A 20,969-nucleotide genomic window follows, 5' to 3' on the forward strand; every position below is an offset into this window, starting at 1 on the left:
CGGGGGCACGTCGCCTCAAATTTAATCGGATGAGGGCTTCACAAGCCGCGAAATCTTCGCTATCTCCCGCGCCACCAATACCTGAGCGGTCGTGGCGGAATTGGTAGACGCGCAGCGTTGAGGTCGCTGTGGGGCAACCCGTGGAAGTTCGAGTCTTCTCGACCGCACCAGAATCCTGAGGTCTTCGGACCCGATGGCAACGCCTCCGCGGAAACCGCGGGGGCGTGCTTCGTTATGCCCCCCGAACCGACAGCCGGCGCACGGCCCGCATGAGCGGGGCCGCGGTGCGATTCGACCCGGCGGGCGCGACCGCCGCACCTGGTGCGCGAAGGTCACGCGTTCGCCCGCCCACCACATAAAACCTGTCCGGGAATGCAACAGATGGCGCTCTGGAACGCTATTCCTTGCCGAAAGGGGGCAATTCGTGCACCCTAAAATGGCGGGGATTATGGGGTGTTCTTCTGATGAATGTGTCAACGAATAGCAGCAACATGACCGGCGACATTGTTTCCGCTGGACCGAAGCCGCCGTCTTCGATTGAAGCTACCGGGCTCGACGACGTTTTCCTGATTGATCTGCTGACCAAGACGGTCGACGCCATGGGACTCGACCGCCCATCCGAGATGGCGCAGGCGATGAAGCTGCCGCGCTGGATCCTGGACCAGCTGCTCGAGATGGCGCTGGAGATGAAGCTTTTCTACGCGGTCGGGCAGCTTGGCGCGAATCTCAACGCCGAGATGCGCTACGCGATTACCGAGCGCGGGCGCGCGCGCGCCAGCGAGGCGTTCGACAAGAACCAGTGGATCGGGCCGGCCCCGGTGCCGTTGCACCAGTTCGTCGACCAGGTGAAGAACCAGTCGATCAAGGGCGAGACGCTGACGCGCGAGATGCTGGAGAACGCCTTCGCGGATCTGACCCTGTCCGAAGGCGTCATGCAGCAACTCGGCCCGGCGGCAAATTCGGGCCAGTCGATCATGCTCTTCGGCCCGCCCGGCAACGGCAAGTCGACGATCGCCGAGCACTTCTGCCATGCCTACCACCAGGGCGTGTACATTCCGCATGCGCTGGAAGTCGACAACCAGATCATCACCCTCTACGACCCGACGGTGCATATCGCGATCGACGACGCGCCGCATGGCGACGGCGTGCTGCGCCGCAGCCACTCTGGACACGACCAGCGCTATGTGCTGTGCCGCCGACCTGCGGTCATCACGGGTGGCGAGCTGACGCTGGAGAAGCTGGACCTTTCCTATAGCTCGTCAGCGCGGATCTACGAGGCGCCCTACCAGCTCAAGGCGTGTGGCGGCGTGTTCGTGGTCGATGACTTCGGGCGCCAGCGGCACAAGCCGCAGGAGTTCGTCAACCGGCTGATCGTGCCGCTTGAAAACCGGGTCGACTACCTGTCGCTCAGCACCGGGCGCAAGTTCGAGGTGCCGTTCGACACGCTGGTGATCTTCTCGACCAACATCGCCCCGGAAGAGCTGCTCGACACGGCCGGCCTTCGGCGCATCCGCTTCAAGATCCCGATCATGCCGCCCGATCGCAACCAGTTCATCCGCATCTTCGCCCGCACCGCGCAGCGCAACGGCATGACGCTGGACGAGGACACGCTGGCCTACGTGCTGTTCGAGCTTTACGGCAAGACCGCGAACGCCGCGTTCCACGCCTTCCATCCACGCTTCCTGGTCGAGCAGAGCCTTGCGATCTGCGCCTATGAGGGCGTCGAGCCGCAGCTGAAGCCCGAATTCCTGAAGCGCGCCTGGGCACATATGGTAACGCAGACGGCGCACTGACCGCCCGTTCATCGCGATGTTGAAATGACGCGGTGCGCCCTTCCGGGGCGCACCGTTTGCTTTTTGCGTCGGGCAGGCGCCACTCAGCCGCGCGGCTCGAGGCAGGCCTCGAAGCTCGCGGTCATGCTCTCGATAAGCGCGGGGTAGAGACCGGGGCCCGGCTCGAGATCGGCGCCAACCGGATCCAGCGTGCCGCGCCCTGCCCCGGTGCCCTCGACCACCGTGGCGACGACCTTCGGCTCGAACTGGGGCTCCGAGAAGACGCAAGCCGCGCCGAGGTCGTCGAGCACGGCGCGGATCTCGGCCACGCGCGCGGCGCTGGGCCTGACGGCATCGCTGAGCGCGATCGCGCCCGCAGCGGGGAAATCGAAGCGGCGCTCGAAGTACTGGTAGGCGTCGTGAAACACGATGTAGGGGCGGCCGCGCAGGGGCTCGAGCCGCTGCGACACGCGCTCGACGAGAGCGTCGATCTCGGCCTGGCCCGTGGCCGCATTCGCGCGGTAGGCCTCGGCGTTCGCGGGGTCGAGTTCGGCGAGTGTCGCGGCGATCGCGGCCAGCCACATCCGCGCATTGAGCGGATCCAGCCAGAAATGCGGATCGGCATGTTTCACGGCGTCAGCGTGGCCGGCATCGTGATCATGCTCATCGGCGTGATCGGCTTCGGTGTGGCTCGCGTGATCATGCTCATCGGCGTGATCGTGATCGCTGTCATGCGCATGCCCGTTCTCGTCGGCGTGATCGGCATCGCGACCATGCTCACCCTCGTGCCCGTGGCCGTGGTCATGATCGTGCCGCTCGAAGTTCCCGCCCGAGCGCGGTGCGAGCCGGGTCGTTCCGGGCAGCCCCGGCAGGGTCACGACCGCGGCGTTCGGGGCAATCGACTTGATCGCCTCGCCGAACCAGGGCGCCAGTTCGGGACCCATCCAGACAATCAGAGCGGCATCGTCCAACATGCGCGCCTGCGAGGGGCGCAGGGCGTAATCATGCGGCGAGGCCCCCGGCGGGACGACGAGATCTGGCGTTCCCACGCCCTGCATGACCCGCGCCACCAGCGAGTGGACAGGCGCGATATCGGTGGCGACACGCGGCGCCGGAGACGCGGACTGCCCCGCCGCCCCGGACGAGAGCGCAATGGCGCCCAACAGCGCCGTCACCATCGTGGCGGATGCAAAGCCACGCACGCGCCCATGACGCGAGCCACGATACTGTTCGGAAGTGCTCAACATGGTTCGATCCCGTTCTCAAATCCCGGCCTCGGCGGCCTCTTGTCCCGATCGCAGCGAAGCTCTATTAGAGATGTGATGATATAACAATCGAAAAGTTATCTTGTAACAGGCGGGCGACACCGATGGACGAAGCGGACGGACCCCGGGGCAGCGCCGGCTCGGTTGCATTCGCGCCGCATGACCACGCGCGATGCCGACGCGCGGCGATCGAAGACGCGCAGGCGCACTGCAAGACCGCGGGGCTTCGGCTGACGCCGGTGCGCGAGCGGGTGCTCGAAATCCTGCTGGAGAGCCATGTCGCGCTGGGCGCCTACGACGTGCTGCGCCGGCTGACCGACGAAGGCGCGGTGCCGCAGCCGCCGATCGCCTATCGCGCGCTCGACTTCCTCGTGGCGCATGGCTTCGCGCATCGCATCGAGAAGCTGAATGCCTATGTCGCCTGCACGGCCCCCTGCGAGCGCCACGACCCGGTCTTCATGATCTGCCGCGACTGCCGCGCAGTGGCGGAGCTGCCCTCGGCCCCGATTGCACGCGACCTCGAGCGCGAGGCGGCGCGGATCGGCTTCGACATCGGGCGCACCGTGGTCGAGGCGGAAGGCCTGTGCCCAAGCTGCCGCGTGGGAGAGACGGCATGAACCTGCCCCATCATGCAGCGCGGGCGGCGCCCGCCGTCACGCAAGCGACGGCACAGGGCGGAGAGCCCCTTGTCGAGACGCGCGGACTGAGCGTCAAGCATGGCGAGCGGCGCGCGCTGTGGGACGTCGACCTGAAGATCCATCCGGGCGAGATTGTCACGCTGGTCGGACCGAACGGCTCGGGCAAGACCACGCTGCTGCGGGCGGTGATCGGCGCCGTTTGCCCCGACGGCGGGCACATCCTGCGCAAGCCGGGGCTGGCCATCGGCTATGTCCCGCAGAAACTCGCGATCGACCGCACGATGCCGGTCACGGTGGATCGCTTCCTTGCCCTCGGCGGGGCGACCGACACGGCGTCGCGGCGCGCGGCGCTCGATCGCGTGGGCATCCCGGCGCTGGGCGGGCAGCAAATGGCGACCCTTTCGGGTGGGCAGTTCCAGCGCGCGGTGCTCGCACGGGCGCTGCTGCGCCGCCCCGACCTGCTGGTCCTGGACGAGGCGACGCAAGGCCTCGACCAGCCCGGGGTCGCGGCCTTCTACCGCCTGATCGAGGACGTGCGGGCCGAACTGGGCTGCGCGGTGCTGATGGCCAGCCACGACCTGCACGTCGTGATGAGCGCGTCCGATCGCGTCATCTGCCTCAACGGCCATGTCTGCTGCGAGGGCACGCCGACCGTCGTCTCGGCGCGGCCGGAATACCGCGCGCTGTTCGGGATGGGCACCGAGGGCACGCTTGCGCTCTATCGCCATGTCCACGACCACCGCCACGACAAGGCGGCGGAGCCGGGCGCCGGGCAGCCGGAGCCGCAAGGCTGTTGCGGGCACGATCATGGGCACCACCACGACCACGAGGCTGCACCGGGCGCAGCGCATGAAACGGAAGAGACCGGCCGATGATCCTGCTCGATGACTTCCTGTTTCGCGCCGCTCTGGCCGGTATCGGCGTGGCCTGCGCCGCCGGTCCCCTTGGCTGTTTCGTCGTCTGGCGACGGATGGCGTATTTCGGGGACGCGACAGCGCATGCGGCACTGCTGGGGGTGGCCCTGGCGCTGGCCGCGGGAACGCCGGTCCTCCTGGGCGTTCTGGTCGCAGCACTTGCGGTTGCGATGGCGTTGTCGGCCCGGCCGGACGGCGCATTTGCCGCCGATACGCTGCTTGGCGTTGTCGCCCATGCGGCCCTCGCGCTGGGCCTTGTCGCGGTGTCCTTCCTCGAAGGCGTGCGCGTCGACCTGATGGGCTACCTGTTCGGTGACATCCTTGCAGTCACGCGCGGCGACCTCGCCGTGATCTGGGGCGGCGCGATCCTGGTGGCGGGCCTGCTTGCGGCACGCTGGCGGGGGCTGATGAGCGCGACGCTCAGCCCCGATCTCGCCTCGGCCGAGGGCATCAACCCGGCGCGCGAGCGGATCGTGCTGACGATCGCCCTCGCCCTGCTGGTCGCGGTCGCGATCAAGGTCGTCGGCGCGCTGCTGATCACCGCGATGCTGATCGTCCCCGCGGCCGCCGCGCGCGGATTCGCGCGCACCCCCGAAAGCATGGCGCTGCTGGCGGCGGGGATCGGGGCGGGCGCCGCGGTCGCGGGCATCGCCGCGTCCTATCGGCTCGACACGCCCGCAGGACCAAGCATCGTCGTCGCGGCGGTGGCCGCGTTCCTCGTGGCCGCGGCGGCGGGACCGCGGCTGACCGAGGCGCGCACGGCGCGCAGTCGCGGAACTTGACCGGCATCAAAGCCGCCCACGTGCATTCGTGCGAGATTTGAACCGCCGTCCCATCGGGGCGGCGGACGAATTTCTCGCGACTCCGCCACGAGGAGGACCCGCCGTATGGAGACCGATCCCAAGAACCAGAACGCACCCGCGCCGGCCACGAGCCCCTTCACCTCGCTTCAGCGCGAGATCGAGCGCGTGTTCGACGACTTCTCGCGCGGCTGGCCGTTCCGCCAGGGCGCGGCGGGGCTGAGCCCGCGCGTCGACATGAAGGAGACCGACGGCCGCGTCGAGATCACGGCCGAGCTTCCCGGCATGGAGGAGAAGGACATCGACGTCGCGATCACGGGCCGCGACGTTCGCATCACCGGCGAGAAGAAGTCCGAGACCAGGCGCGAGGATGGCGACTACCACCTGATGGAGCGCAGCTATGGCCGGTTCGCGCGCAACCTGACCCTGCCCTTCGAGCCCGAGGCCGACAAGGTCAAGGCGACCTTCCGAAATGGCGTGCTGACGCTGAGCGTGCCCAAGCCCGCCGCGTCGAGATCGGACACCAGGAAGATCGAGGTCAAGCCGGGCCAGTAGATCCGCGCGCCATGCGCCGGTTCCGCGGCCGAGGCGCGATGACCCGGCGGGCCGCAGCCGCGGAACGGACCGCGTGATGCCCGATCGCCGAAGAACCCGGTGCTCGGGCCGAAGACAACAGACCAGGGGAGAAACCACATGCGCCTTCCGAACAAAGCCGGCGTGATCGTCGCCGACGGCGAGAAGTATCTCGTGCTCCGCAACCACGGTGAGGGCTTCCGGATCGATCTGCGCGTCGAGGAGACGCGCAGCGAGCCGAACCCGTCGCACAGCGCCGAGCTGGGATCGGACCGGCCGGGGCGGTTCCCGCGCCCGGCCAGTTCCGCCCGCGAGACGGTCGAGGAAACCGACTGGAAGCGCCTGGCCAAGGAGGTCTTCGCCACGAGCCTCGCCGAGCATGTCAACCGGGCAGTGAAGGGCGGTGACTTCAAGAAACTGGTGATCGTCGCCGATGCACGCACGCTGGGAGTGCTGCGCAGCCGTTTCGACGACCGCGCGAGATCGGCGATCCTGCACGAGATCGAGGGCGATTACACGCGGCACACGCTGCCCGACATCACGACCATGCTGAACCGGGCCGAGTGATGCCATCGCGCGGCCACCAGGCGCCTCGGCCGCAATGAGCGAGCCGGGCGGGCAAGGCGACGCCGGGCGGGACGCTTCGCGGGAGGGGGAGGACACCGCTCCCCTGCCCCCCGAGGCGCTGTGCCCCGGCCTCGACCCGACCGCGATCACGCCTGCGCTTGTCGACGCCATGCGTTCCGCCCGGGCGGGCGACGAGGGCGTCCCGGGGCAGGATCGCGCGACCCGAGCGCTGACCTTCGCCACGCGCATCCGGCATCCGGGCTTCAACGCCTTCGTTCATGGCCCGGAGGGATCGGGGCGGCGCAGCCTGGCGATGCGCGCGGCGACTCAGGCGGCCCGCGCGCGCCAGGCGCCGGACGACTGGATCTATGTCCACAACTTCGCGACCGACTGGAAGCCACGCGCGATGAGCCTGCCGCCGGGACGCGCGGCACCCTTTCGCGACGCGGTGGCCAGCCTCGTTGATCAGCTTCGCACCGCGATCCCCGCGCTGTTCAAGACCGACGCCTATCGCGAACGCCGACGCCGGATCGAGGACACGTTCCAGGAACGGCAGAACGAGGGTTTCGAGGCGATCGAGAAGCGTGCCCGCGCCGAAGGGATCGGGATCCTGCGCACGCCGATGGGCTTTGCCTTCGCGCCCCTGCGCGATGGCGAGGTGGTGAAGCCCGACGAGTTCCAGGAATTGCCGCTCGAGGAGCGCCAGCGCATCCAGGACAGGATCGGCGAGTTGCAGACCGAGCTTGCCGCCCTGATGCGGCAGATGCCGGTCGAGGAGGAGAAACGCCGCAACGAGATCCGCGCGCTCAATGCCGAGATGGCACAGACGGTGGTCGATGCCGCGATCAAGGGGGTGCGGGCCGAGTTCGAGGACGTCGCCACCGCCGTCGAGCGGCTCGAGGCGATGCGCGGCGATCTCATCGACAATGTCGAGCTTTTCGTAATCGACATCAGTGATGGCGAGGACAGCCCGTTTCCCGAGGCCTCGATGCCGGTGTCGGAGGATCCGCGTTTCCGGCGGTACCTGGTCAATGTCGTGATCACGAATGGCGCGGGTGCCGAGCCCGCGGGCGCGCCGGTGGTCTACGAAGATCATCCCACCCTCGCGCGGCTGATCGGACGGGTGGATCACACCGCGCGCATGGGCGCGCTGGAGACCGACTTCACGATGATCCGCGCGGGCGCCCTGCACCGCGCGAATGGCGGCTTCCTGGTGCTCGATGCCATGCGCCTGTTGCGCGAGCCGCTGTCGTGGGACGCGCTCAAGCGCGCCCTGCGCTCGCGCCGCATCACCATCGCCTCGGCGGCCGAGGAACTGAGCCTCCTGAGCACCGTCTCGCTCGAGCCCGAGCCGATCCCGCTCGACGTCAAGGTGCTGATGATCGGCGAGCCGCTGGTCTATCACCTGCTCTCGGCGCTCGACCCGGAATTCGGCGAGCTCTTCAAGGTCGAGGCCGACTTCGAAGACCGCATGCCGCGCGACGAGCGGGCGCTGCCGTCCTACGCAAGGCTGATCGGCGCGATCGGGGCGCGTGAAGGGCTGCGCGAACTCGACGCAAGCGGGATTGCCGCGGCGATCGGCGAGGCGACCCGCATGACCGGCGACGCCGAGCGCCTCTCGCTGCGACTGCGGATGCTGGCCGACCTGCTCGCCGAGGCCGATCACTGGGCCGGCGATGCCGGGCGCGACAAGATCACCGCCGAGGACATCTCGCGCGCCATCGACGAGCGCCAGTTCCGCGCCGAGGGGCTACGCCAGCGCTGGCACGAGGAAATCGGCCGCGGCACCGTGATGATCGATACCGAGGGGAGCCGCGTGGGCCAGATCAACGGCCTGACCGTGGTCGCGGCCAGTCATGCCTCGGCCTTCGGCGCACCCGCGCGAATTACTGCGCGCGTTCGCATGGGCACCGGGCGCGTGATCGATATCGAGCGCGAGACGAAGCTTGGCGGGCCGATCCACTCGAAGGGCGTGCTCATCCTTTCGTCCTACCTTGCCGCGACCTACGCCACCGAGGCGCCGATGTCGCTCTGGGCCTCGTTGGTCTTCGAGCAGTCCTATGGCGGGGTCGACGGGGACAGCGCCTCGTCGGCCGAGCTCTATGCCTTGTTGTCGGCCCTGTCGGGGCTGCCCTTGCGCCAGGACCTTGCAGTCACCGGCTCGGTCAACCAGTTGGGCCAGGTTCAGGCGATCGGCGGTGTGAACGAGAAGATCGAAGGGTTCTTCGACATCTGTTCGGCGCGCGGCTTGACGGGCACGCAGGGGGTGCTGATCCCGGCGTCGAATGTAAAGCACCTCGTCCTGCGGCCGCGCGTCGTCGAGGCGGCGACGGCGGGACAGTTCCATGTCTACCCCGTCGCCCACATCGACCAGGGCATCATGCTGCTCACGGGGCGCGAGGCGGGAACGCGCGGCGCCGACGGGCGCTTTCCGAAGGGCTCGGTCAACGGGCTGGTCGAGGCGCGCCTCGACGCCTTCGCCCAGGCGCGCCGCGCCTTCGCCGCGAAGGACGGCCCGGACGAACACGCACCCGGTGACATTGATGACGACGAGCGCTGATCCGTCGTCCGAGGGCGAGAACCGGCTTGCCGGCGCACTTTTCAGCCGCGTGCTGGTCGCGCTGACGGGCACGGAAGGGAGCGCCGTTCTGATCGAGACCGCCTGCCTCGCCGCGCGCGCGACCGATGCCGAGGTGGCCGGGGTCTATGTCCGCGAGCAGGCGCTCGCCGATCTCGTGGCCCTGCCCTTCGCCACCATCCTCGCGCCGGGGCGCGGCGAGGCCGAAACCGTATCGCCAGAGGCCGTCGAACGTGCCTGGGCACGGGCGGAGGCCGCATGCCGAAACGCGCTACACGCCCTGCTCCCGGCTCGGCCGGCCCCGTTCGAGACCGTCGCGGGCCGGATGGAGGCTGTCATTGCCGGCCGTGCGGCCCCGGGGGACCTGGTCGTCCTCGGCGCAGGCGCAGGCCTTTGGCCCACGACGTCCGAGGCACTGGTGAAGGCCGCTGCCGCGAATGCGGGTGCTGTTCTCCTGGTCCCCGCCGGCATCTCCCACAGGAGAGGTCCGATCGTTGCGATCGATGACGGCGACCTTGCGGGTTCGGGCACGGTGCGTCTCGCGGCACGGATCGCGCGTGCCGGTCATCGCCGCCTCGCGCTGCTTGCGCTCGCAGCGCCCGGGGGGCACGAGGCGCTCGCGGTGCGCGCGCGCACCCTCACGGATGGCCCGTTCTCGCTGCATGGCTGGCCGGTCGACCGGGCGGACGAGATCGCGGATGCGATCGCGTGCCTTGCGCCGAGCATGGTCGTTGCGGATCTGTCCGGCGCCCCCTTCGAGGGCGGCGGAGCGCTCGAACGCGCGCTGCGCCGCATCCGTGCGCCCGTCCTGCTGCTGTCGGGGGACGCCGCGCGCCGGATGGCGGGGATTCCGGCGCCCTAGCGGAACCCGCACGCCGCACCCGTCAGTCGCGGCGGCCTTCAATAACGCCGAGCGTGCGCCCCGGCCCCGAATTCAGGCAGGCCTCGATCTGGGCACGCTCGAGCACCTCTTCCTCTTCGAGCCGAGCGATCAGGCGCGAAACGGCGTCGCGATTGTCCGCGAGCGCCTTCGTCGCGCGATCTCCCGCCTCGGTGATGAGCGCGGAGACGGCCTCGTCGACCCGGGCCGCGGTGCGATCGGCGAAAGTGCGGGGCTGCGCGATCTCGCGGCCGAGGAAGGGGTGCTCCTCGGACTGGCTGAGGTCGACCGGCCCGATCCCCTCGCCCATGCCCCAGCGCGCGACCATCGAGCGGGCCATCGCGGTTGCGCGGCGGATATCGTCCTCGGCGCCGGAACTGACCGAACCGAGAAAAAGCTGCTCGGCGGCCCGCCCGGCCAGCATGATGGCCAGCTGCGCGCGCAGATACGACTCGGGAAGGGTATGGCGCTCCTCCTCCGGCAGCATGTGCGTGCCACCGAGACTCCGCCCGCGCGGGATGATCGTGACCTTGAGCAGGGGGTCAGCGTCCGGCAGGTAGAAGGCGGCCGCTGCGTGGCCGGACTCGTGAACGGCAATGCGGTGGCGTTCCTCGGGCTGCATCGCGAGGGTGCGGACCGTGCCCATGATCACCCTGTCGCGGGCCTCGTCGAGATGGTGGCGGGTGACTTCGCTGGCGCCGTCGCGCGCGGCGGCGATCGCGGCCTCGTTGATCAGGTTGCGCAGGTCCGCGCCCGAGAAGCCCGGCGTCGCGCCCGCGATCTCGTCAAGCCTTACTTCCGCCGCCAACGGCACCTTCTTCGAGTGCACCTCGAGAATCGCTCGCCGCGCGTTCCGGTCGGGCAGCGCCAGCGTCACGTGGCGGTCGAAACGGCCGGGACGCAGAAGCGCGGGATCGAGCACATCGGGGCGGTTGGTGGCGGCCAGCACGACCACGGCCTCGCGCCCGGTGAAGCCGTCGAGCTCGGCAAGGATCTGGTTGAGCGTCTGCTCGCGCTCATCGTGCCCCCCGCCCAGCCCCGTGCCGCGCACGCGCCCGATGCTGTCGAGTTCGTCGATGAACACGATCGCGGGCGCGGCCTTTCGCGCCGCTTCGAACATCCGCCGCACCCGCGAGGCGCCGATGCCGACATAGAGCTCGATGAAAGCCGAGCCCGAGGTCGAGAAGAACGGAACCCCCGCCTCGCCTGCCAGCGCGCGGGCCAGCAGGGTCTTGCCGGTTCCCGGAGGCCCCATCAGCAGCACACCGCTTGGCGGACGGGCGCCGAGCCGGGCGAAACGCTCGGGCTCGCGCAGGAAGTCCACGAGTTCCGAGACCTCCCTCTTCGCCTCGTCCTGCCCGGCGACATCGGTAAAGGTGACGTCCGGGCGCTCGCCGCTCACCCGCCAGACCTTCGAGCCGAGAATGTCGCCGCCCGCGCCGGGGAGCCCGCCCATCCGGCGCATCATCAGGAAATAGATGCCGATGATCAGGAGCCAGGGAAGGAACCACACCAGTGCGCCGCCCTCGCGCGGCGGGGCGTTCCAGATGCCGACGCGCTTCTCCTCGAGCAAAGGGAAGAGCTCCGGATCGCCAATCTCGGGCGCATAGGCCTTGAGCTTCGGGACACTCTCGCCCGTGCCGGTGCCGATCGAGGGTGTCGCCGTGATCTCGGTGCCGTCGATCTCGACCTCGGAGATCACTCCGTCGGCGATCCGCTCCTTGAGGGTCGAGTAGGCGATGGTTTCGGTCGCGGTCCCCGCGCCGTCACCGACCACCGACCGCATCAAGGCGATCGCGACGAGGAACATCAGCGCGTAAAGCCACAGGGGCGGCATCGGCGCCTCGCCGTTCTGACCGTCATCCTGCTGCTTGCGTGCCATCGCGTCCTCCCAACGGGCGCTCTCGGCCACCTGGAGACCCTATCGTAAGGCGCGGGCCTCCTCGCGCGCATTGACACGCGTCAACACGCGGGCGCGTTGCCGTTCTTGCACCGGCGGGTCGGTCGAACCGCGGGTCGTCACGGGGCGGCGAATGCGCGCGTTGCGAAACCGCGGCCCCGGCTCGCACAGGGCGGAAGTTGCGATCCATCAACGCCGGGCGCGACGGGAGCGCGTATGTCTTGCGTTATACCAGATCATGCGGCTCGAAACGCGCCGCGATAACAGATGTAGGGAGGGCAGGATGCATCGACGCAGCCTTCTCCGGCTTCTGGCCGGCACTGTCCTGGCGCCCGGATCGGCCCTCATGGCCTGCGCCCCGGCTTATGACGATGACTACTACTATGGCGGAGGCGGATACTACGGCGATCCGTATTACGAGTATTATTATTATCCCGACGTGAACGTTTATTACCACGTCCATACGGGGTATTACTACTGGTATGATCGTCGTTGGGTGCGCGTGCGCACGCTGCCCGCGCATGTCTATCTGCGGCCTCGCAGCCGGAACGTGATCTATATCCGGGACCGCTACCCCTACCAGAACAACGTGGAGCATCGGCGGCGCTATCATCGCGACGGAGACGGGCGCAATGATGGCCGCCGCAGCGTCGATCGCGAACGCGACCGCGAAGAGCGGGCCCGGCTGGAGCGGGAGCGCGAGCGGCGGGCAGAACGGGAGCGGAGCGATCGGGAACGCGACCGGCGCACCGAGCGGGAGCGCAGCGAACGCGAGCGAGAGCGCCGGAACCAACGCGATACCGAGCGCAACGAGAGATACGAGCGGGAGCGCCAGCGGGAAGCCGAACGCCAACGGCAAAGGCGCGAACGCGCCGAGCGCGAGCAGGAGCGCGAGGCGCGCAGGCAGGACCAGGCCGAACGCAAGTCCCAGCGTGAACGCCAGCGAGAAGCGCGAAAGGGCGCGGAACGCGAACGGCAAGCCGACAACGGCCGCGGATCACGCAGCCGGGGCGAGACGCAGCGCGAGCGCGCCCGGGAGACGCAGCAGGAGCGCACCGCAAACGCGCAGCGCAACCGTCAGAGCGATCCCTCGCAGCAACAACGCCGTGACACGGGGCGCGATCGCTCGAGCGCGGCGGCGCGAAATGGAACGCCGCAGGAGCAGGTCATGCAGGCGAACGGACGCTGGCAACGCGGCAGGCAGTAGCGCGCCGTCCCGGCGTCCGCCGCCTTACTGCCCGTAGCGTTGCGCGGTAAGCCCGTCGAAGTCGATCTCGGGCGTTCGTCCCAGCACCGCGTCCGCAACGGCGCGGCCCGAACCCGCCGACATCGTCCAGCCGAGGGTTCCGTGCCCGGTGTTCAGGAACAGGTTCGGGTAGCGCGTCGGTCCGATCACGGGCGTGCCGTCGGGGGTCATCGGCCTCAGCCCGGTCCAGCCCTCGGCCTTCGACACGTCGCCGCCTTTCGGGAACAGGTCCGAGACGACATGACGGACCGTGTCGGTCGCGTGGCTGCCGAGCTTTCTGTTGTACCCGATGATCTCGGCCTGCCCGGCAACCCGGATCCGGTCGCCCAGCCGGGTGATCGCCACCTTGTGGGTCTCGTCCATGATGGTGGACTGGGGCGCGGCGGCCGCATCCGTCACTGGCAGCGTGATCGAGTACCCCTTGATCGGGTAGATCGGCAGGCGGATGCCGACGGTCCGGAGCAGGATCGGCGCGTAGGGCCCCAGGCAGCAGACATAGGCATCCGCCGTCTCGCGTCCCTGGTCGGTGATCACACCGGCGATGTTGTCGCGCTCGACCGCCAGTTCCTTGATCGTGACGCCATAGCGGAAGGTCACGCCGAGCGTGGCGGCCTTCTCGGCAAGCGCGAGCGTGAACATCCGGCAGTCGCCGGTGCGGTCGGCCGTCAGGCGCAGGCCCCCGACAAACTTGTCGGCGACATGCGCGAGCCCCGGCTCGGCGGCGATGCAGCCGTCGCGGTCGAGCACCTCGTAGGGCGAGCCGAACTCGGCCAGCACTTCCTGGTCGGCCTTCGAGGACTTCACCTGCTTCTCGGTCCGGAAGAGCTGAAGCGTGCCCTGTTCACGCATGTCGAACTCGAGCGGCACCTCGGACAGAAGATCCGGCAGGACATCGCGACTGTAGTTCGAGATCCGAACCATCCGGCTCTTGTTCAGCCGGTAGGATGCCTCGTTGCAGTTCATCAGCATCCGCGCACCCCAGGCCCACATGCTGACGCTGAGTAACGGCCAGATGAACAGCGGGCGGTGGCGCATGAACAGCCACTTCACGGCCTTCATGGGAATGCCGGGCGCGGCCCAGGGCGAGGTCATGCCGTAGCTGAGCTCGCCCGCATTGGCGAAGCTCGTCTCCATGCCGGGGCCCGGCTGACGGTCGAGAACGAGAACCTCGGCGCCGCCGCGTGCCAGATACCAGGCGGTGGTCACGCCGATGACCCCTGCCCCGAGTACGATGACCTTCATCTTCTTCCCTCCGGCCCACTAAGTGGGCGTCACCAGGGTATCACCGGCCGGATGCTCTCGGGCCGGCGGTGCGTGCAGCCCGCACGGTCCACCGGCGCTCAAGCGATGCTCAGGCTGCGGCGGTGATGATGATCTCGACGCGATATTTCGGCGCCGCCAGCTTCGCCTCGCCGCAGGCACGGGCGGGGGTGTGCCCCTGGGGCACCCAAGCGTCCCATACCGCGTTCATCTCGGCGAAATCGGCCATGTCGGCAAGCCAGATCACCGCCTGCAGAATACGCTCGCGGCTGCTGCCCGCCTCGGTCAGGAGCTTGTCGATCTGCGCGAGGCAGTCGCGTGTCTGCGCCTCGACGCTGTCGCCCTCGCCGACCTGGCCGGCGAGATAGACGACCCCGCCATGCTTGACGATCTGGCTCATCCGCGGGCCGACATGCAGGCGTTCGATCATCGGGGACTCCTTCGCGCAGGGATGGAACCGGGCGGCGCCCGGTGTCGGCGCAATACGCCGCAGCGCGCTCACTTGAACGCGCCGCGGCGATGAAGGCAAGCCCCTATCGGGCGGGATGGTAGAACCGCTGAAAGGGCGGCGCGCACCGGCGCGCCGCCGGTCCGAGCCCGGCAACCGCTCAGTTGGCCGTTGGCTGCCAGGCAAGCCTTTCGTCGAGCTTGTAGGACCAGGGCAGCCCCGCGTTGCGCCAACCGTTGAGCGTGCGCTGGCCGCTTGCCTTGTCGCTGTCGCCCTCGAAGCCCTCGACCAGGTTCCAGACATTGGTGAACCCGGCCTCGATCAGCTGCCTCGCGGCGGCGGCCGAGCGGCCGCCCGAGCGGCACATCACGAAGACCGGGTCCGTCTTACCACGCCCCTCGCGCGCCAGGACGGCCTCGACCTGGGCGACGAAACCGGCGTTCGGCTCCATTACGTAGTCGCCCTTCTTGCCGTCGAAGCGGTGTGTCGCGATCTTGACCGGGACGTTTGCGTCGATCCCCTCGGGATGACCGACAAACGCGACCTCGATCGGGTCGCGCACATCGACGAAGACGATCGCGGGATCCGCCTGCAGCGCCGCATGGGCATCCTGTGGCGTCAGGTAGAGGCCGAGCGGCGTCGACTTTTTCTTGTCCAGGGTCGCGGCATCGACGCTCGAGCGGATGTCGGCGGCGCCCGCCGGAGACGCCAGCGCGATGACGCAGGCGCCGGCCGCGATCACATGCTTCCACATGGTGGTCTTCCTCTGTGTCCTTGAAGGAACGGAAACGGTTTCAGCATTCCTTGCAGGTCCGGATCCCGAGGATCGCATAAGCGGGACAGTAGCGGATGAAGGCCGTGAGAACGGGCACGATCCCGATCCAGCCCCACGGACCGATCTGGCCCCCGATCGCCATGCCGATCAGCAAGAGGCCGAGGACGATGCGCAGGATGCGGTCGGTGGTGCCGATATTCGTGTCGAACTTCATGGCGGGTCTCCTGTACCAACGATTCGCCAGACAGCTTGGCGCATCGGCGCCGTGCCGTCAGTGACGTCGTCACGCTCAGCGCGTGGCGGAGAAGACCTGCAGGGATCCCGGGTCCGCGACACGGATCTCGCCGCGGGTCAGCTTGAGCCAGCCGCGCCGCTCGAATTCCTTCAGGATGCGCGAGACCACCTCGCGCGCGGTGCCAAGTTCGGAGGCGATCGACTGATGGGTCGCGGCAATCACGCCGCCGGCCGGCGCACGATCCGCGAGCCAGGAGGCGAGGCGCAGATCGACGCGGTGGAGCAGCAACTCGTCGATCACGTCCACGAGCTCGATGATCCTTTGCGAAAAGACACTCAGCGCCAGGTCGCGAAACGCCGCTTCCTGCTCGACCAGCTCCCTGAAGGCAACGGCGGGCACGGCGATGGCCTCGACCTCGCCCTCGGCATAGCCATAGGCTTCGTAGGCGGCGCCCGAGAGCAGGCACGACGTCGTCATCACGCAGCTTTCGCCCGGCGCGACCCGGTAGAGCACGACCGAGCGGCCGCTTGGCCCCATGTGCTCGACCCGCACCGCGCCCGAGAGCGCGATCAGGAAGTTCTCGGAGCGATCACCCGGCCCGAACAGCCGATGGCCATCATGGACGCGAACCCGGCTCGCGCGCGCCGCGATTGCTTTTCGCAGCCGGTCGGACAGTCCCGGCGCCGCGCGTTCCAGCGCCTGTTCGATGGTCTCGCTCATGCTACCGATTTCGCCATGTCGCCCCGGGTGGCCTTGAGAGTGCGCGTGGCCAGCGCAGGTGACAAGGCGCGGAATGCGTAAAGCGGGGTGAGAGACACAAGCCGCGAAGCCGCATCGCGACAATCCACCCTGCGCAAGCGGCCCATGGCCGGTCCTGTCACCTTCCGTATCCATCACCGTGCCGGCGTTGGGGAAGGACGCGCTGGAGGTCTTCCGCACTTGGGACACGCTGCTGGCGGGCTCGTCGAAGAGAGCGGCCCGGCACCGGCTTCTCGACGTCTAGCCCGTCGCCCTCGAAGCGCCGGAGAACTCGGGGCCCTTCGGAACATCGGCGCGGGGCCGGTTCGCGAGCTGCCCCACCCATACCGAGGCGAGGACGACCACTGCCCCGCAGATCTGCAGCGACGTCAGCGACTGGCCAAGCCAGAGCCATCCTAGGATGACCGCGGTCACCGGGCTCATCATCCCGAGCATCGACACGGCACCCGGCTCGATCCGCGCGACGCCCCGGAACCAGAGCCAATAGGTGACCGCCGCACCGACCAGTCCGAGCCAGACCAGACCCGCGAGATTGGCCGTGCTCAGCGCCGGAAGCGGTGGCTCGAGGACCAGCGCGACAGGCAGAAGGATCAGTCCACCGGCGCTGAGCTGCCAGGCAGTGAAGCTCAGCGCCGGCACGGGCGGCTGCCACTTGCGGCTGAGGACGGTCCCGGCCGCCATCGACGCCGCGCCGCCCAGACCCGCGACAATGCCGATCGGGTCGAGCCTTGCCTCGGGCCCAAGCACCAGGGCAGCGATTCCTAGGATTCCGCAGGACGCGGCGAGAACGGCGAGCACCCGCACCGGCGTGCCGAGCAACAGGTTCGAGAGCCCGATCACCAACAGCGCTTGCACCGCGCCGAGCGTCGCCGCGACACCGCCGGGAAGCCGGTATGCCGCGACGAACAGGAGCACCCAGAAAATCGCGAAGTTGAACGCGCCGAGCAGGAAGACGCGGCCAAGCCAGTCACGAGGCGGCAGGCACCGGGTAAAGGCAAGGAGAAGCAGTCCCGTCGGCAATGCCCGAAGAACCGCGAGCGTGATCGGATAACCCGAGGGAAGCGCCTCGGTCGTTACGATGTATGTGCTGCCCCAGATGGCGGGCGCCATCGCGGTGAGGAAGATGTCGGCTGGACGCGCCATGGCCATGCTCCTGCTTGCTTTTCACAAGTGAAATCGGGTGTGGGTGCGCGACGCGGCCGCCCTGAACCTGTGGCCGGTGTCGCGCCTCGTCAGTGCTGAGGTGCCAGCCGCGCGGCGGCCCGAAGCTGCACGCGCAGATCCTCGATCGGGCCGTTCACCAGCCGCGTTCCGGTCTCGCGCACGATGAGGGCCGGGATCGACTGCACCTGAAGGCGCCTTGCCTGCCGGCGATCGGCCTCGACGGCCGCGCCGACCGAGGGGTCGCGCGCCAGCCTGTCAAAGACCCCGGTATCGAGCCCGGCCTCGGCGGCCAGTTCGTGCAGGACGCCCGGATCGGCGACGTTGCGCGCCTGCGAGAGATGCGCGAGCTGGATGCGATCGAACATGTCCCAGTGGGCGGCCTGCCCGCCGATGCGTTCCGCGGCCTTGCAGGCGATTGCGGCAGCCCATCCATGCGGATAGTCGAAATCGGCGCGGCGCATCCCGGCGATGTCGATCAGTTCCGGACGGTCGCTCGCCAGCCGGCAGACCGCCCAGTGTTCCAGGATGGTCTCGCGCGCTTGCGCAGGCGTTCCCCAGCGCGAAGCCATCTCCTCGCGACTGGCCTGCAGCACGAAGGTCCGGTGGCGGATGTCGAGATCAAGCTCGGCCGCCAGCGTCCGCATCCGCGACGAGATGTTGAAACACCAGCAGCAGACCACGTCATGGAAGAAGTCGATGGTGAGCGGGCGGTGCATCACGCGACCTCCCGCTCGAGGTCCGCGCCCGCAAGCCGCGCGGCGATGCGTGCCACATGCGCGCCCTGGTGGCGGGCGCCGGCGAGGTCGATCCCGGTGGGTCGCAACGCCCCATCGGATCCCGCAATGGTGCCCGCGCCATAGGGCGCGCCACCAACGATCCCGCTGACCGAAGTCTGGCCGCCGAAGCTGTAGGGCAGCCCGGCGATCAGCATGCCGAAATGCATCAGCGGGATATGCGTCGACAGGAGCGTCGCCTCGTGCCCGCCATGCTGCGAGCCGGTCGAGGCGAAGACCGCCGCGACCTTCCCAACGAGGGCATTCTCGGCCCACAATCCGCCGGCCTGGTCGAGGAACTGCTTGAGCTGCGCCGCCATCATGCCAAAGCGCGTCGGCGTGCCGAAGATGATGCCGTCGTAGCGAGTCAGGTCCGCCGGCGCAGCGACGGGTGTGTCGTCCTCGATGTAACCGGCCTTGCTGCGCACGGCTTCGGGAACCGTCTCGGGAACGCGGCGGATGTCGACGACGGTGCCCGCGACGCTGCGTGCGCCCTCGGCTTCCGCCCGCGCCAGCTCGCGCACGTGGCCGTAGCTGGAATAGTACAGAACGAGAATGCGGGTCATGGTGTCCTCATCGGCTTGGGTTTCGCTGCCGTGAGGATCGGGACCGGGGCGGGCCGGAATAACCCGCCCGCTTTCACATCATTCTTCAACCAGGTTGAATAATCTCAGTCGCGCAGCGCCGCCTGAAGGTGGTCGAGGAATGCTGACACCCGCGCGTCCATGCCGAGACGCGCGGCTGTCACGGCCCAGATCTCGCGCGGCGGAAGCTCGTGCTCGGGCAGAACCCGCACCAGCGCGCCGTCCCGCTGGGCCGCATTCGCGATGAAATCGGGCATCGTGCCGATCCCTTGCCCGGCGATCAGCAGGTCGCGCAGGACGAGGCTGCTGCCGACCCTGACATGCGGGTCGACACCGATGCGCGTGATGCCGCCCGGGCCATCGAGTTCCCACTCGGCAAGGTGGTCGGCAAACAAGTAGCCCACGATCTTGTGGCGCGTGATGTCCTGCGGCTGCGCCGGGGTGCCGGCGTCCTCGAGGTAGTCGGGCGAGGCGAAGATCCGCTGCCTCACGGCTCCGATCTTCCTGGCTATCAGCGTCGAGTCCGGCATCGACGAGCGGATGCGGATCGAGACGTCGAAGCCGCCCTCGACCATGTCGACGACCCGATCGTCGAGGGCCAGCGTCAGCCTGAGATCGGGGTACCGGCGGAGGAACCCGGGCAGCAGCGGCGCGATCACCGTTTGCCCGAACGAACTCGACGCGTTCACCTTCAGATGCCCGCGCAGCGCACCCGCGCCCTCGCGAATGCGGTCCTCGACCCGGCCAACCGCATCGAGAATGCCTTGCGCCTCGTCGTAGTAGAGACGCCCCTGGTCGGTGAGCGACATGCTGCGCGTGGTGCGGGTGAGCAGTGACGAGCCGAGACTTTCCTCAAGCAGCTTGATCTCGCGGCTGAGCAAGGCCGGCGAGACGCCAAGATCCTCGGCGGCGCGCGCGAAACTTCCGCGCTCGACGATGCGGCAGAAGGCTTTCATGACCGAGAGCTTATCCACGTCGGGAGCCTGTCTTTTGCGCTGTTCGGGGCGGGATTGCGCTATCCGGCGGACCGATCCTTAGCATGATGCGCGGATGGCTGGGAAAGGTCTTCTCTGATCGGGAATTCCGTGTCGCTTGTTCAGCATGCGCGCCACCGGTTCCGCGACGGCGATTTCCGGCGGAAGCTTCGCCCGGAACGGCCAATCGTTCGCGTCGGCAACACCGAGTTAGCGCTTCTGAACACACAGTGGCGTCGTTGTAGTCACCCGCGGATCCGGCCCAAAGACCGGCAAGGCCGCTAGCGCATCGCGTGATGGGCTACCTCGAAGAGGAACCCCTTCAGGCTGGGATTTGCATGCGCCGCCATGCCAAGCGCCACCCCGCCCACGAACCATGACCAGAACAGGACCCGCAGGCCGCGCGCGAACCATCGAGTCATCATTCGATCTCCTCTCGGCGGAGCGCCCTCGCATCTGAGATCATGGCGGAAATATGGCAAAATGCAACAAACATGGCGATATTGTGGCGAAATTAAGTCTCGCTCGCGGCCTCGATCGAGGCCCCTCAACTGGAGAGGGGATGGTCAGACCTCTCTTAACCCTCGCCGCCAGACTGTCCGCGTCGGTCTGGAAACCGGGAGGTGGGGAGCGCCTTGCCCGCACGCCGGCACGCGATGAAGCTTGGGGGCCTTCCCCTGCGCTCAAGTTCAATTCGGGCGCTGCTCCCGCACGAATGCAGACGCGCGTTTTCGGTGGCGAAGGGAGAGATGTCGGGCGCGATGCGAGAGATGCCCCGATGCTCGGTGGTCATGTAAGGTATTGGCAACAGAGCGAGAAGGCCGGACGGGCGCCCGGTTTAACATCGGTCGGTGCATGACGCCA

Annotated in this window: 21 protein-coding genes and 1 tRNA gene; 10 read left to right on the forward strand and 12 right to left on the reverse strand. The window is 68.4% G+C overall.

Going from position 1 to position 20,969, the window contains the following annotated elements; translation table 11 throughout:
• Positions 1 to 85: 85 nt before the first annotated feature.
• Both H0I76_RS04525 and H0I76_RS04530 read left to right on the forward strand, forming a co-directional pair.
• Positions 86 to 170 (forward strand) — tRNA-Leu (locus H0I76_RS04525).
• 321 nt (positions 171 to 491) lie between these two features.
• Entirely contained in the window at positions 492 to 1,793 is a 1,302-nt protein-coding gene (locus H0I76_RS04530) for an ATPase (protein ID WP_200607531.1), read from the forward strand.
• A gap of 83 nt (positions 1,794 to 1,876) precedes the next feature.
• On the opposite strand, the gene H0I76_RS04535 is transcribed toward H0I76_RS04530, so the two are convergent.
• Complete coding sequence (locus tag H0I76_RS04535; RefSeq protein ID WP_234455072.1) at positions 1,877 to 3,019, reverse strand: zinc ABC transporter substrate-binding protein; 1,143 nt, start codon at positions 3,017 to 3,019, stop codon at positions 1,877 to 1,879.
• A 122-nt stretch (positions 3,020 to 3,141) separates the two neighbouring features.
• Here H0I76_RS04535 and H0I76_RS04540 point away from each other — a divergent pair, with 122 nt between their 5' ends.
• The 7 genes from H0I76_RS04540 to H0I76_RS04570 all read left to right on the forward strand — a co-directional run bounded on the left by H0I76_RS04540 (position 3,142) and on the right by H0I76_RS04570 (position 9,969).
• Entirely contained in the window at positions 3,142 to 3,654 is a 513-nt protein-coding gene (locus tag H0I76_RS04540; protein ID WP_200607533.1) for a Fur family transcriptional regulator, read from the forward strand.
• Positions 3,651 to 4,550, forward strand: coding sequence for an ATP-binding cassette domain-containing protein (locus tag H0I76_RS04545; RefSeq protein WP_200607535.1), 900 nt, complete (start codon positions 3,651 to 3,653; stop codon positions 4,548 to 4,550). Before H0I76_RS04540 ends, H0I76_RS04545 begins: the two co-directional genes overlap by 4 nt.
• Complete coding sequence (locus H0I76_RS04550; RefSeq protein WP_200607537.1) at positions 4,547 to 5,371, forward strand: metal ABC transporter permease; 825 nt, start codon at positions 4,547 to 4,549, stop codon at positions 5,369 to 5,371. Before H0I76_RS04545 ends, H0I76_RS04550 begins: the two co-directional genes overlap by 4 nt.
• Before the next feature lie 105 nt (positions 5,372 to 5,476).
• On the forward strand, positions 5,477 to 5,944 hold the full coding sequence (locus H0I76_RS04555; RefSeq protein WP_200607539.1) for an Hsp20/alpha crystallin family protein: 468 nt from the start codon (positions 5,477 to 5,479) through the stop codon (positions 5,942 to 5,944).
• A gap of 138 nt (positions 5,945 to 6,082) precedes the next feature.
• Complete coding sequence (locus H0I76_RS04560) at positions 6,083 to 6,529, forward strand: baeRF12 domain-containing protein (RefSeq protein WP_200607541.1); 447 nt, start codon at positions 6,083 to 6,085, stop codon at positions 6,527 to 6,529.
• Positions 6,530 to 6,563: 34 nt separating this feature from the next.
• On the forward strand, positions 6,564 to 9,089 hold the full coding sequence (locus tag H0I76_RS04565; RefSeq protein ID WP_200607544.1) for a Lon protease family protein: 2,526 nt from the start codon (positions 6,564 to 6,566) through the stop codon (positions 9,087 to 9,089).
• The gene (locus tag H0I76_RS04570) at positions 9,073 to 9,969 is read left to right on the forward strand and encodes a hypothetical protein (RefSeq protein ID WP_200607547.1); all 897 of its coding nucleotides are present in this window, start codon (positions 9,073 to 9,075) and stop codon (positions 9,967 to 9,969) included. Before H0I76_RS04565 ends, H0I76_RS04570 begins: the two co-directional genes overlap by 17 nt.
• A gap of 22 nt (positions 9,970 to 9,991) precedes the next feature.
• Here the strand turns inward: H0I76_RS04570 and ftsH are convergent, their stop codons facing one another.
• The gene (gene ftsH / locus H0I76_RS04575; RefSeq protein WP_200607549.1) at positions 9,992 to 11,869 is read right to left on the reverse strand and encodes an ATP-dependent zinc metalloprotease FtsH; all 1,878 of its coding nucleotides are present in this window, start codon (positions 11,867 to 11,869) and stop codon (positions 9,992 to 9,994) included.
• Positions 11,870 to 12,170: 301 nt separating this feature from the next.
• On the opposite strand from ftsH, the gene H0I76_RS04580 reads away from it, so the two are divergent.
• On the forward strand, positions 12,171 to 13,094 hold the full coding sequence (locus H0I76_RS04580; RefSeq protein WP_200607551.1) for a hypothetical protein: 924 nt from the start codon (positions 12,171 to 12,173) through the stop codon (positions 13,092 to 13,094).
• A gap of 24 nt (positions 13,095 to 13,118) precedes the next feature.
• Here the strand turns inward: H0I76_RS04580 and H0I76_RS04585 are convergent, their stop codons facing one another.
• From H0I76_RS04585 to H0I76_RS04630, 10 genes are all read right to left on the reverse strand, one after another.
• Positions 13,119 to 14,375: a D-amino acid dehydrogenase gene (locus H0I76_RS04585; protein ID WP_200607553.1), complete on the reverse strand. Its 1,257-nt coding sequence runs from the start codon at positions 14,373 to 14,375 to the stop codon at positions 13,119 to 13,121.
• Positions 14,376 to 14,484: 109 nt separating this feature from the next.
• Positions 14,485 to 14,823, reverse strand: coding sequence for a RidA family protein (locus tag H0I76_RS04590; protein ID WP_200607556.1), 339 nt, complete (start codon positions 14,821 to 14,823; stop codon positions 14,485 to 14,487).
• A gap of 178 nt (positions 14,824 to 15,001) precedes the next feature.
• Positions 15,002 to 15,595, reverse strand: a complete 594-nt coding sequence (locus H0I76_RS04595; RefSeq protein WP_200607558.1) for a rhodanese-like domain-containing protein — start codon at positions 15,593 to 15,595, stop codon at positions 15,002 to 15,004.
• Positions 15,596 to 15,635: 40 nt separating this feature from the next.
• Complete coding sequence (locus H0I76_RS04600) at positions 15,636 to 15,830, reverse strand: YgaP family membrane protein (protein ID WP_200607560.1); 195 nt, start codon at positions 15,828 to 15,830, stop codon at positions 15,636 to 15,638.
• 75 nt (positions 15,831 to 15,905) lie between these two features.
• Complete coding sequence (locus H0I76_RS04605) at positions 15,906 to 16,571, reverse strand: Crp/Fnr family transcriptional regulator (protein WP_200607562.1); 666 nt, start codon at positions 16,569 to 16,571, stop codon at positions 15,906 to 15,908.
• A 279-nt stretch (positions 16,572 to 16,850) separates the two neighbouring features.
• Positions 16,851 to 17,753, reverse strand: coding sequence for an EamA family transporter (locus H0I76_RS04610; protein ID WP_407704247.1), 903 nt, complete (start codon positions 17,751 to 17,753; stop codon positions 16,851 to 16,853).
• A gap of 89 nt (positions 17,754 to 17,842) precedes the next feature.
• Positions 17,843 to 18,490, reverse strand: a complete 648-nt coding sequence (locus tag H0I76_RS04615; RefSeq protein WP_200607566.1) for a DsbA family oxidoreductase — start codon at positions 18,488 to 18,490, stop codon at positions 17,843 to 17,845.
• A complete protein-coding gene (gene wrbA / locus H0I76_RS04620) occupies positions 18,490 to 19,113 on the reverse strand; it encodes an NAD(P)H:quinone oxidoreductase (RefSeq protein ID WP_200607568.1) in 624 nt (207 codons plus the stop codon). The genes H0I76_RS04615 and wrbA overlap by 1 nt, the downstream gene beginning before the upstream one ends.
• Positions 19,114 to 19,217: 104 nt before the next feature.
• Positions 19,218 to 20,087 carry a LysR family transcriptional regulator gene (locus H0I76_RS04625; RefSeq protein ID WP_234455073.1) on the reverse strand — a complete coding sequence of 290 codons (870 nt, stop codon included), beginning with the start codon at positions 20,085 to 20,087 and terminating at the stop codon, positions 19,218 to 19,220.
• Positions 20,088 to 20,386: 299 nt separating this feature from the next.
• On the reverse strand, positions 20,387 to 20,527 hold the full coding sequence (locus H0I76_RS04630) for a hypothetical protein (protein ID WP_200607572.1): 141 nt from the start codon (positions 20,525 to 20,527) through the stop codon (positions 20,387 to 20,389).
• Between the last annotated feature and the right edge of the window lie 442 nt (positions 20,528 to 20,969).

This window comes from Thermohalobaculum xanthum (assembly GCF_016623495.1).
GTDB lineage: Bacteria > Pseudomonadota > Alphaproteobacteria > Rhodobacterales > Rhodobacteraceae > Thermohalobaculum > Thermohalobaculum xanthum.

Bases quoted from the DNA above. Each gene is read 5' to 3' on its own strand.
- H0I76_RS04530 (WP_200607531.1), top strand. From the start codon at position 492: ATGACCGGCGACATTGTTTCCGCTGGACCGAAGCCGCCGTCTTCGATT.
- H0I76_RS04535 (WP_234455072.1), bottom strand. From the start codon at position 3,019: ATGTTGAGCACTTCCGAACAGTATCGTGGCTCGCGTCATGGGCGCGTG.
- H0I76_RS04540 (WP_200607533.1), top strand. From the start codon at position 3,142: ATGGACGAAGCGGACGGACCCCGGGGCAGCGCCGGCTCGGTTGCATTC.
- H0I76_RS04545 (WP_200607535.1), top strand. From the start codon at position 3,651: ATGAACCTGCCCCATCATGCAGCGCGGGCGGCGCCCGCCGTCACGCAA.
- H0I76_RS04550 (WP_200607537.1), top strand. From the start codon at position 4,547: ATGATCCTGCTCGATGACTTCCTGTTTCGCGCCGCTCTGGCCGGTATC.
- H0I76_RS04555 (WP_200607539.1), top strand. From the start codon at position 5,477: ATGGAGACCGATCCCAAGAACCAGAACGCACCCGCGCCGGCCACGAGC.
- H0I76_RS04560 (WP_200607541.1), top strand. From the start codon at position 6,083: ATGCGCCTTCCGAACAAAGCCGGCGTGATCGTCGCCGACGGCGAGAAG.
- H0I76_RS04565 (WP_200607544.1), top strand. From the start codon at position 6,564: ATGAGCGAGCCGGGCGGGCAAGGCGACGCCGGGCGGGACGCTTCGCGG.
- H0I76_RS04570 (WP_200607547.1), top strand. From the start codon at position 9,073: ATGACGACGAGCGCTGATCCGTCGTCCGAGGGCGAGAACCGGCTTGCC.
- ftsH (WP_200607549.1), bottom strand. From the start codon at position 11,869: ATGGCACGCAAGCAGCAGGATGACGGTCAGAACGGCGAGGCGCCGATG.
- H0I76_RS04580 (WP_200607551.1), top strand. From the start codon at position 12,171: ATGCATCGACGCAGCCTTCTCCGGCTTCTGGCCGGCACTGTCCTGGCG.
- H0I76_RS04585 (WP_200607553.1), bottom strand. From the start codon at position 14,375: ATGAAGGTCATCGTACTCGGGGCAGGGGTCATCGGCGTGACCACCGCC.
- H0I76_RS04590 (WP_200607556.1), bottom strand. From the start codon at position 14,823: ATGATCGAACGCCTGCATGTCGGCCCGCGGATGAGCCAGATCGTCAAG.
- H0I76_RS04595 (WP_200607558.1), bottom strand. From the start codon at position 15,595: ATGTGGAAGCATGTGATCGCGGCCGGCGCCTGCGTCATCGCGCTGGCG.
- H0I76_RS04600 (WP_200607560.1), bottom strand. From the start codon at position 15,830: ATGAAGTTCGACACGAATATCGGCACCACCGACCGCATCCTGCGCATC.
- H0I76_RS04605 (WP_200607562.1), bottom strand. From the start codon at position 16,571: ATGAGCGAGACCATCGAACAGGCGCTGGAACGCGCGGCGCCGGGACTG.
- H0I76_RS04610 (WP_407704247.1), bottom strand. From the start codon at position 17,753: ATGGCGCGTCCAGCCGACATCTTCCTCACCGCGATGGCGCCCGCCATC.
- H0I76_RS04615 (WP_200607566.1), bottom strand. From the start codon at position 18,490: ATGCACCGCCCGCTCACCATCGACTTCTTCCATGACGTGGTCTGCTGC.
- wrbA (WP_200607568.1), bottom strand. From the start codon at position 19,113: ATGACCCGCATTCTCGTTCTGTACTATTCCAGCTACGGCCACGTGCGC.
- H0I76_RS04625 (WP_234455073.1), bottom strand. From the start codon at position 20,087: ATGAAAGCCTTCTGCCGCATCGTCGAGCGCGGAAGTTTCGCGCGCGCC.
- H0I76_RS04630 (WP_200607572.1), bottom strand. From the start codon at position 20,527: ATGACTCGATGGTTCGCGCGCGGCCTGCGGGTCCTGTTCTGGTCATGG.